General features: G+C 61.0%; 9 protein-coding genes. 6 read left to right on the top strand and 3 right to left on the bottom strand.

Annotated features, from left to right (window positions below):
* A partial coding sequence (gene prs, locus EN993_RS25365; RefSeq protein WP_127265131.1) for a ribose-phosphate diphosphokinase occupies positions 1-483 on the top strand: 483 nt, incomplete at its 5' end.
* Between the two features lie 12 nt (positions 484-495).
* Here the strand turns inward: prs and EN993_RS25360 are convergent.
* Positions 496-1,380 (bottom strand): helix-turn-helix transcriptional regulator, encoded by an 885-nt coding sequence (locus EN993_RS25360; RefSeq protein ID WP_109659781.1) that lies wholly within the window; start codon positions 1,378-1,380, stop codon positions 496-498.
* A 149-nt stretch (positions 1,381-1,529) separates the two neighbouring features.
* Here EN993_RS25360 and EN993_RS25355 point away from each other — a divergent pair, with 149 nt between their 5' ends.
* Positions 1,530-2,759 (top strand): MFS transporter, encoded by a 1,230-nt coding sequence (locus EN993_RS25355; RefSeq protein ID WP_164757800.1) that lies wholly within the window; start codon positions 1,530-1,532, stop codon positions 2,757-2,759.
* Between the two features lie 84 nt (positions 2,760-2,843).
* On the opposite strand, the gene EN993_RS25350 is transcribed toward EN993_RS25355, so the two are convergent.
* Positions 2,844-3,701: an alpha/beta hydrolase gene (locus tag EN993_RS25350; protein WP_126070170.1), complete on the bottom strand. Its 858-nt coding sequence runs from the start codon at positions 3,699-3,701 to the stop codon at positions 2,844-2,846.
* A 152-nt stretch (positions 3,702-3,853) separates the two neighbouring features.
* Here EN993_RS25350 and EN993_RS25345 point away from each other — a divergent pair, with 152 nt between their 5' ends.
* Complete coding sequence (locus tag EN993_RS25345) at positions 3,854-4,282, top strand: MarR family transcriptional regulator (RefSeq protein ID WP_126070171.1); 429 nt, start codon at positions 3,854-3,856, stop codon at positions 4,280-4,282.
* A gap of 99 nt (positions 4,283-4,381) precedes the next feature.
* Here the strand turns inward: EN993_RS25345 and EN993_RS25340 are convergent, their stop codons facing one another.
* Positions 4,382-6,388: an EAL domain-containing protein gene (locus EN993_RS25340; protein WP_127265130.1), complete on the bottom strand. Its 2,007-nt coding sequence runs from the start codon at positions 6,386-6,388 to the stop codon at positions 4,382-4,384.
* Between the two features lie 294 nt (positions 6,389-6,682).
* On the opposite strand from EN993_RS25340, the gene EN993_RS25335 reads away from it, so the two are divergent.
* The 3 genes from EN993_RS25335 to pth all read left to right on the top strand — a co-directional run bounded on the left by EN993_RS25335 (position 6,683) and on the right by pth (position 9,319).
* A complete protein-coding gene (locus EN993_RS25335; RefSeq protein ID WP_127265129.1) occupies positions 6,683-7,717 on the top strand; it encodes a class I SAM-dependent methyltransferase in 1,035 nt (344 codons plus the stop codon).
* Positions 7,718-7,914: 197 nt separating this feature from the next.
* Entirely contained in the window at positions 7,915-8,556 is a 642-nt protein-coding gene (locus EN993_RS25330) for a 50S ribosomal protein L25/general stress protein Ctc (RefSeq protein ID WP_056595667.1), read from the top strand.
* Positions 8,557-8,578: 22 nt separating this feature from the next.
* Positions 8,579-9,319: an aminoacyl-tRNA hydrolase gene (gene pth / locus EN993_RS25325; protein WP_127265128.1), complete on the top strand. Its 741-nt coding sequence runs from the start codon at positions 8,579-8,581 to the stop codon at positions 9,317-9,319.
* Positions 9,320-9,443: the final 124 nt, after the last annotated feature.

Below are 9,443 nucleotides of genomic sequence, written 5' to 3'. Positions count from 1 at the left end.
GTGAAGGCCAAATACAAGCAGCTCGGCAACGTCGTGGTGGTCTCGCCCGACATCGGCGGCGTGGTCCGCGCCCGTGCGCTGGCCAAGCGCTTCGATGCGCAACTGGCCATCGTCGACAAGCGCCGTGAGCGGCCCGGCGAATCGGAAGTCATGAACATCATCGGCGCGGTCGCCGGCAAGGATTGCCTGCTGATCGACGACATCGTCGATTCCGGCGGCACGCTGTGCAATGCCGCCGATGCGCTGCTGGCCAACGGCGCCACCAGCGTCACCGCCTACATCACCCACGGCGTGCTGTCGGGCGGCGCGGTTGCCCGCATCAGCGGCTCGAAACTGCAGGAGCTGGTGATCACCGATTCCATCCAGCCGACCCAGGGCGTGCTTGACGCTCCCAACATCCGCGTCATCTCGATCGCCGACCTGATGGGCGAGGCCATTTCGCGCACGGCGACCGAGGAATCGGTGTCCAGTCTCTTCGACTAGACCGGCCTGCCGTTACGGCGCAGGGCTTTCCAGCCGAACCGGGCCGATCAGGCGACGGGCGACTTCGACGCTTTCGCGGGCGCCGCGCATATAACCGCGCGGCGACGCGCCCAGCATGCGCTTGAACATGGTTATGAAGGCCGGCACGCTGTCATAGCCGAGATCGAGCGCCACCCTGGTGATCGGCTCGCCGTCGGCCAGCCGCGGTAGCGCCGCGAACAGGCAGGCCTGCTGGCGCCATGTCGACAGCGACAGGCCGGTCTGGCGCTGAAAGGCGCGGGTGAAGGAGCGGCGGCTCATGCCGGCGGCATCGGCCCACTCGTCGATCGTCGCGTGCGGCGACGGCGCAGCGACGAAACGCCGGCACAGCGCCGACAGCCTGGGATCGGACGGGAATGGCAGGCCGAGCGGCCGTTCCGGCAAGGTCGGGATTTCATGCAGCAACAGGTTCATGATCAGCCCGCCGCGCCCTTCCAGTTCGCCGCCCTGCGGCAGCTTCTCCGATTCTACGATCAGGCTGTGCATCAGGTCGGTGACGCCGACGACGCGCAAGCCTTCGGGCAGCCCGGGGATCGCCTGCGGCATGACATAGACTGAACGCATCGAGACATCGCCCAGCATTTCGACGGAATGCTCGGTGCCGGCTGGAATCCACATCGCGTGGTCGGGCGGCACCATCCAGCGCCCGTAGCGCGTCGTCACCAGCACCACCCCGACCAACGCATGCAGCAGCTGGCTGCGGCTGTGGCGGTGTTGCGGCACACGGTAGCCATCGGGATATTCCGTCGGCAGCGCCACCGCCGGCCCGGCCACTTGCTCCAGCCACTGCCAGCGGCTCTCGTGCAGCTGACCGAGATTGGCATTGCCGGCGTGAAAGACTTCTTTGCCGTGCGGCATCCTGTATGGCCCACTTGCGAAACTATTGGACCAAACCACGAAAGAAGTCGTGCCGCAAGCGGCTTATAAGGCACCGTCCTCAGGCGCTCCGCAGGAGCGTCCGTCAACTGCCTGCGGGTGTGCCCGCCAAAAAGACCACGGAGCCTACCTTGACCGATACGACAGCCGCCAGCGTCGCCCCACCGGCGAGCGCCAGTCATGCTTCAGCCCAGGCGACGGCCTTCACCGTCATCCTGGCAGTGAGCTTCTGCCACTGCATCAACGACATCATGCAGTCGCTGCTATCGGCCATCTATCCCTTGCTGAAAGAGAATTACGGCCTCGATTTCTGGCAGATCGGCCTCCTGACTTTCACCTTCCAGGTGACCGCATCGCTGCTGCAGCCGGTGATCGGCATGATCACCGACAAGCGGCCGATGCCCTATTCGCTGCCCTACGGCATGGCGTCGTCGCTGATCGGCCTGGTCGTGCTCGCCTATGCCGGCCACTATTCGCTGCTCCTGATCGGCGCCTCGCTGATCGGCATCGGCTCGGCGATCTTCCATCCGGAATCCTCGCGCATCGCCCGCTTCGCCTCCGGCGGCCGCTTCGGCCTGGCGCAGTCGCTGTTCCAGGTCGGCGGCAATTTCGGCCAGTCCATGGGGCCGCTGCTGGCGGCCTTCATCGTCGTGCCGTTCGGCCAGACCAGCATCTCCTGGTTCGCCGTCGGCTCGCTGATCGGCATCATCGTTTTGTGGCAGGTCGGCGGCTGGTACAGCCGGCTGCGCGCCGCACAGGGCAGCCGCAAGACGGCAAGCTTCGTCTCGCCCTTCCCGCGCCGCAAGGTAATGTGGGCATTGGCGGTGCTGACGCTGCTGGTGCTGACCAAGAACGCCTACATCGCCAGCCTCGCCAGCTACTACACCTTCTATTCCATGCATAAGTTCGGGGTTTCGGTGCAGATGTCGCAGGTCATGCTGTTCCTGTTCCTCGGCGCCTCGGCGCTGGGCATCCTGCTCGGCGGCCCGTTCGGCGATCGTTATGGACAGAAGGCGATGATCTGGTTCTCCATCGTCGGCGTGCTGCCTTTCACGCTGGCCCTGCCCTACGCCAATCTGGAATGGACGATGGTGCTGACGGTGCTGATCGGCCTGATCCTGTCGTCGGCCTTCTCCAACATCGTCGTCTTTGCGCAGGAATTGGTGCCGGGACGTGTCGGCATGATCGCCGGCATCTTCTTCGGCTTCGCCTTCGGCATGGGCGGCATCGCTGCTGCCGTGCTCGGCGTCGTCGCCGACATGAAGGGCATCGATTATGTCTTCCAGATCTGCTCCTATCTGCCGCTGTTCGGGCTGCTGACCGTGTTCCTACCGAACATGAAGGAAGCCAGAAAGGCATAGGCGGTCGCTGCAATCCGCTAGACTTGAAACCGGACGAGAAAGGCGCCTGCTTGATGGCGGGCGCCCTTTTTTTTCGAAAATGTCCTAGGCCTTGAAGAAGGCCAGCAGGTCGGCGTTGATGATGTCGGCATGGGTCGTGGCCATGCCGTGCGGGTAGCCCTTGTAGATCTTGAGCTCGCCCTTCTTGAGCAGCTTGATCGTCAACAGCGCCGAGTCGGCGATCGGAACGATCTGGTCGTCGTCGCCATGCATGACCAGCACTGGCACGTCGATCGCCTTCAAATCCTCGGTGAAGTCAGTTTCCGAGAAGGCCTTGATGCAATCGTAGTGCGCCTTGGTGCCGCCCATCATGCCCTGGCGCCACCAATTGTCGATGACGCCTTCCGACACTGCCGCGCCGGGACGATTGAAGCCATAGAATGGGCCGGCTGGGACATCCCTGTAAAGCTGGGCGCGATTGGCCGCCACGCCGGAGCGGAAGCCATCGAACACTTCGATCGGCAGGCCGCCGGGATTGGCGGCAGTCTTGAGCATGATTGGCGGCACCGCGCCGATCAGCACCGCCTTGGCGACGCGGCCCTCGGCGCCATATTGGGCGACATAGCGCGCCACTTCGCCGCCGCCGGTCGAATGACCGACATGGATGGCGTTCTTGAGATCCAGATGGGCGGCGAGTTCCGCGACATCGGCGGCATAGGCGTCCATCTCGTTACCGATATCCGTCTGGGTCGAGCGGCCATGACCACGGCGATCGTGGGCAATGACCCGGTAGCCTTGTGCCAGGAAGAACAGCATCTGGGCGTCCCAGTCGTCGCTGCTCAATGGCCAGCCGTGATGGAAGACGATCGGTTGCCCGGTCCCCCAGTCCTTGTAGTAGATTTGTGTTCCGTCCTTGGTGGTGATCGTGCCGCTGCCGGAGTTGGGCTTGGTTTGCGAGGTCATCTCAATCTCCTTTCAGTTGTTGTCACGATAAACAATATCGCGATATCAATATGCCTAACGTAGCTCGATACCCTTGTCCACGAAAATATGTATCGCGATATCATTTTTCGTGGTATCGAATTGACGCCTGTGTCGGCAAGAAGGAACGCGCCGTGCCTCTTCCGTTGGACAACCAGCTCTGTTTCACGCTCTACGCCACCAGCATGGCGATCAACCGCACCTACAAGCCGATGCTGGACGAGATGGGGATCACCTATCCGCAATACCTGGTGCTGAACGCACTTGGAGAGGCCGACGGCATGTCGGTCGGCACCATCGCCCACAGGCTCGCTCTAGAATCGAGCACCGTCACGCCGCTGGTGAAGCGAATAGAGCAGGCCGGGCTGGTGACCCGCCAGCGCAGCCAGACCGACGAACGCCAGGTGCAGGTCGACCTGACATCAGCCGGGCGCGCGCTGCTTGTCCAGTGCAACTGTCTGAACGAGACCTTGATCGAGCGCTCGGGCATGACGCTGGCTGAGCTCGATGCCCTGAACCGGCAGATCCAGGCGCTACGCGACGCGTTGACCGGGGACCGGTAGTCAGCCGGCCCCTGCGTGCCGCGCGGCCCTGTCATGGGGTGATGGCAATCAGCACGGCTTTTGACGGCGGCTAAGCCAAACGTCGAAAAGAGGCTGTCATCACGCGGACTTGAGCACAGCAAATGACCGTTTGCGCATGGTCCGCTTTGCCTGGAAACTAGCCGCGGGAGCGGGGCGGCCGACATGGAAGCCCTGGATCTTGTCGATGCCGAATTCGCGCATGAGGGCCATCTGCTCGTCGGTTTCCACCCCTTCGACCAGGATCTTGTGGCCGCGATTTCGAACCAGGGTGATGATGTCCTGCAGCATTGCCTTGCCGCTCGGGGAGCTGCAGTCGTGCAGAAACGAGCGGTCGATTTTCACCGTATCGAAATCGATCAGACGAAGCCACGAAAGGCCGGCAAAGCCCGTCCCGAAATCATCAAGCCAGATCTTGATCCCGAGCAGCTTCAGATCACTGATGCAGCGCAGGATGTCCGAATGCATCTCCATCTCCAGTCCTTCGGTGATCTCGAAGGCCAGCCTGCTGCCGGCGACGCCGGTCTCGCCCAGAATGGTCGCGACGGACGTTGCGAAGCCCGGTGTCTTGAGCTGGATTGGAGAGACGTTGACACTGACGACACGGACGTGGTCGTCCGCCAGGAGCTCGGCGCACACTGTCCTTATGGCCCAGCGCCCGAGTTCCAGGATCGCGCCGGTTCGTTCGGCGACGGGAATGAACAGGCTCGGCGGAACCGATGTGCCGTCCAGCATTTTGAGGCGCATCAGAGCCTCTACGGCTTCAACCCGGTCCGTTTTGACATCCTGGATAGGCTGATAAACGAGTGAAACGAGATTCTGGCCGATCGCGATCTTCAGCAAAGCCGCAATGTTCTCACTCTCGTCGCTGCTCTGAGGATCGGTTGGGTCGAACAGCCGGGCACAGTTTCGGCCACCGGCTTTTGCCAGATAGAGCGCGCGATCGGCCTCATGGATGATCTTCTCCAGCTTGGCGCCGGTCTGCGTCCTGGTGAACGCGGCGCCAACGCTCACTGTCACAATCGAGACGCCGTCGCGCCGCAGCTCATGGGTAAGCGCCAAGTTCTCCACCGTGCTGCAAATGGCTTCCGCTATGTCCAGGATCTGCTCTTTTTTCTCCATGCGAGCCAGGACGATGAACTCTTCACCGCCATAGCGGCCGATGGAGCCATTGTACTGCTTGATCATATCGCTAAGCGCATTGGCGACATGGATCAGGCAGCGGTCGCCTTCCTGATGGCCGTAGCAGTCATTGAACTTCTTGAAGAAGTCCACGTCGATAAGGATCGCCCCAAAACTGGTGCCAACCCTTTGCCAGTCGCTCCAGTAGTCTCGCAGCTTCTCGTCGATCGCCCGCCGGTTCTCCAAACCCGTAAGTGGATCGGTCCGCGACAGTCTCAGCAGGGCCTTGCCGCGTTCGGTCGCCTCGTTGTGCTGGATCCTGGCTTCCAGGGCGTTCAGGAAGACGTTGTAGCGTTCCTCATTCAGTTTCCAGTTCACATACGAGGTGAACGTGAAACAAGAAACGTAGAAAGACCCGAATACCATTTTGTAAGTTAGAGTAGAAGGTACGAAGTAATTTACGATATAAAGTATACATAAAATTATTGCAGAAGTTACTATTGAAAGTTTAAAATTGAACGTAAAGAAAAGATTGGCGCTCATCATGAAGATGGTGCCGAAGACCATATAGTAGGAGACGCTTTCCTTGTCCGCACCGAAAACCGCAGGGCAGAGCCAACCGACATAGCCAAAAATGATAGCTCCAGCGCAAGTCACGTCAAGCCATTGCGTTGCAACCCTCCGGCGAAGCTGTGCTTCCAGGATCAAAAGCGCGGTCAGTCCGACCGCGAAGCGCGCCGTGATCGTATAGACGGCCACATCTGGTATCAGCAGAAGATCCGTTGCCGAAAACAAGAGATAGATGGCAACGGCGATCCAAAGCCCTGGCCGGGCTTCCCCTCTTCGCGTCGCATGGGCTTCCGTGCGGTAAAGGGCGCGGAGCTCGTCGGCCCCCAGTTCGTAGCGCGGTTCGTAAGGCTCCCCATGAGCCGTATCAGCCAATGCGGATGACGCGTGATCGCTCATCACAGCAAACCCCGTTTGAAGGGGATTTTCGGCTCCGAACTCATTTCTAGTTTCTGCCCCCACGCAGGCCGACTCCCTGGGACGCGACAGCGATTGCGACGCCTCGCACACAAATGCAATCACGCAAGACAAGTTTCCGTTAACTCGAACCCGGAATCCGGCCCGGAAGATGTGCAATGAATAAAGATAGTTAGCGGGAAATTAATCATACCGCTAAAATGCACTCGCGCCATCATTGGCAAATGGAGCATTCTACGCAATAAGTTAACCGACTGTTAACTATGGAGTTCCGGTGTGCAAACTGTATTCGATGGCCAAAGCCTGATCACCGCTGAGATGATCGCCGGCAATCTCCCTCGAGGAAAGCTCGAGCATCATGGCGAAGCCTTCGAAACCGCTCGCGCGGAGCTCGCGATCATTCTCAACGCGACACACCAGCAGGTCGAACAAAGCAAGGATCCCGCCGAGATCGTTCGTCGCCTTCTGTCGTACCTCAACGCGCTGCGTTCCAAGGTTCATCCCGACGTTTGGCATGCACTGATACCGGTGGCGCAGAACCACCCGATCCTGGAGTATTTCCTCGAGGATCCGCTGACGCACTGGTCCTTCAGCAAGCCCAGGGGCTATTCCGGCGACGCGCAACTGCTCGACTACATCTATTGCGATCCGCATGTGGCAGAGAGCGTGGCGAACGCCTCGGAGATCGGCAAGGCACTCTATAGCCATACCCAGAACGTACCGTCATGCGTCGCTGCACGGGAACGACGCGACCTCCTGACCCGATATGTCGATGAGATTGCGGCCAAGAGCGGGCCGCAAACCGAGGTCCTGGCGATAGCGGCCGGCCACTTGCGGGAGGCCAACCGCTCGGTCGCCCTGGCGGAGGGGCGCCTCAAGCGTTGGGTTGCGCTCGATCAGGATCCCCAGAGCGTTGGGTTGATCGCGCGCGACTTCCAGGGCACCGCGGTCGAAGCCATCGACGGCTCGGTGCGAACCGTGCTCACGAGGGGCCACAAGCTCGGCAAGTTCGACTTCATCTACGCCTCCGGCCTTTACGACTACCTCCAGCACAACGTCGCCGTGAAACTCACGAAAACGTGCCTGCAGATGTTGAAGCCGAACGGAACATTCCTGTTCGCGAACTACGCCGAGGGCACCCCTGACGCCGGGTACCGGGAGACGTTCATGGACTGGGTGTTGCTGCTGCGGTCGGAGGTCGACATGTGGAACATCGTCAATGCCAGCGTCGACCGCAACACCGTCGAGGCGCAAGTGTTCTTTGGCGAGAACCACAACGTCCTCTATGCCGTCATCGAAAAGCGCGGATAGCACCCGCCTGGGCTGCGCGCCGGCGGACATGCCTTTGGCTTGCACGTCCGGCCGCCTTCCGCTATAGAGCCGCCACCCGCGTAGACACCCTTGGAGGCAACGCGGCGGAAGGCCGCCTCACCCGGCGGCTTTCGACGTTTACGGTCCAGGCACTCTGCCAACCGTGAGCGCTCCAGAACAAACCGAAAGGAAATGCCATGAGCCACGACACTTACGAGCTCAAGGCCGAAGCACGCGAACAGGTCGGTAAGGGGTCCGCCCGTGCAGTTCGCCGCAACGGTAAAGTGCCTGCAGTAATCTATGGTGACAAGCAGCCTCCCCTGGCTATCGCGCTCACCTACAAGGACATCTACTACAAGATCCATGGCGGCGGGTTCCTGACCACGATCGCCACGATCGATGTCGACGGCAAGAAGATTCAGGTCCTGCCAAAGGACTTCCAGCTCGACCCGGTCAAGGATTTCCCTGTCCATGTCGACTTCCTGCGCATCGGCAAGGACACCCAGGTCAATGTCGACGTGCCTGTCCACTTCATCAACGAGGACAAGTCGCCCGGCATCAAGCGCGGCGGCGTGCTCAACATCGTGCGTCACGAAGTCGAGTTCCACTGCCCGGCCAATGCGATCCCGGAATTCATCACCGTCGATCTCACCGGCGCCAACATTGGCGACTCGATCCACATCTCGGCGGTTACGCTGCCGGCCGGTGTGAAGCCTGTGATCTCCGACCGCGACTTCACCATCGCGACCATTGCCGGTTCGTCGGCGATGAAGCCGGAGACGGAAGAGACGGCTGAAGTGGCTGCACCTGAAGCGGCTCCTGCCGCCGAAGAGAAGTAACTCTTTCCGCCCGGAGCAGACGATGCTTGTCTTTGCAGGCCTCGGCAATCCGGGCGCGAAATATGCCAACAATCGACACAATGTCGGTTTCATGGCGGCGGACGCAATCGCCCGCCGCCATTCCTTTTCGCCTTGGTCGAAGAAATTCCAGGGCCTGATCGCCGAGGGCACGCTCGACGGCGAAAAGATCGTCCTGATCAAGCCGCAGACCTTCATGAACCTGTCCGGCCAGTCGGTCGGCGAAGCACTGCGCTTCTACAAGCTCGGCCCCGAGGCGCTCACCGTCTTCTATGACGAGATCGACCTTGCCGCCGGCAAGCTGCGGGTGAAGGTCGGTGGCGGCTCCGGCGGCCACAATGGCATTCGCTCGCTCGACCAGCATGTCGGCAACGCCTACCGCCGCGTGCGCATCGGCGTTGGCCATCCCGGCGTCAAGGAAATGGTGCATGGCCATGTGCTTGGCGATTTTGCCAAGGCTGACCGCGAATGGCTGGATGTCCTGCTCGACGCCATCGCCGGCGATGCCGGATTGCTGGCCAAGGGCGACGACAATTCCTTCATGAACCGCGTGACGCTGGCCTTGCGCGACAAGCTGGTGCCGACCGGCGATGACGACCGCCCGCCCCCCAAGGCGCCAAAGGTGCAGAGCCAGAAAGCCCAAAGTCACATCCGCCAGGCACGGCCGCAGCAGGCACCCACCAAGCTGCCGGAATCCGGCCCGATGGCCGCCATGCTGAAGAAGCTGTTCGGCGGCAAGGACTGAGCGGGATCGGCGCCACAGGGCTTGACGTTGATCACCCCTATCGCCCATAGCCCTGTTCAAATTTCTATTTTCCCGATAGGACCGGACAAAAATGGGTTTCAAATGCGGCATCGTTGGCTTGCCC

This window comes from Mesorhizobium sp. M7D.F.Ca.US.004.01.2.1 (assembly GCF_003997785.1).
In the GTDB taxonomy this organism is placed as follows: domain Bacteria; phylum Pseudomonadota; class Alphaproteobacteria; order Rhizobiales; family Rhizobiaceae; genus Mesorhizobium; species Mesorhizobium loti.
Note: the sequence above shows the minus strand (reverse complement) of the source record. Positions and strands in the feature narration are given on the sequence as shown.

Coding starts and splice junctions, on each gene's coding strand:
- EN993_RS25360 (WP_109659781.1), bottom strand. CDS start 1,380: ATGCCGCACGGCAAAGAAGTCTTTCACGCCGGCAATGCCAATCTCGGT.
- EN993_RS25350 (WP_126070170.1), bottom strand. CDS start 3,701: ATGACCTCGCAAACCAAGCCCAACTCCGGCAGCGGCACGATCACCACC.
- EN993_RS25340 (WP_127265130.1), bottom strand. CDS start 6,388: ATGAGCGATCACGCGTCATCCGCATTGGCTGATACGGCTCATGGGGAG.
- EN993_RS25330 (WP_056595667.1), top strand. CDS start 7,915: ATGAGCCACGACACTTACGAGCTCAAGGCCGAAGCACGCGAACAGGTC.
- pth (WP_127265128.1), top strand. CDS start 8,579: ATGCTTGTCTTTGCAGGCCTCGGCAATCCGGGCGCGAAATATGCCAAC.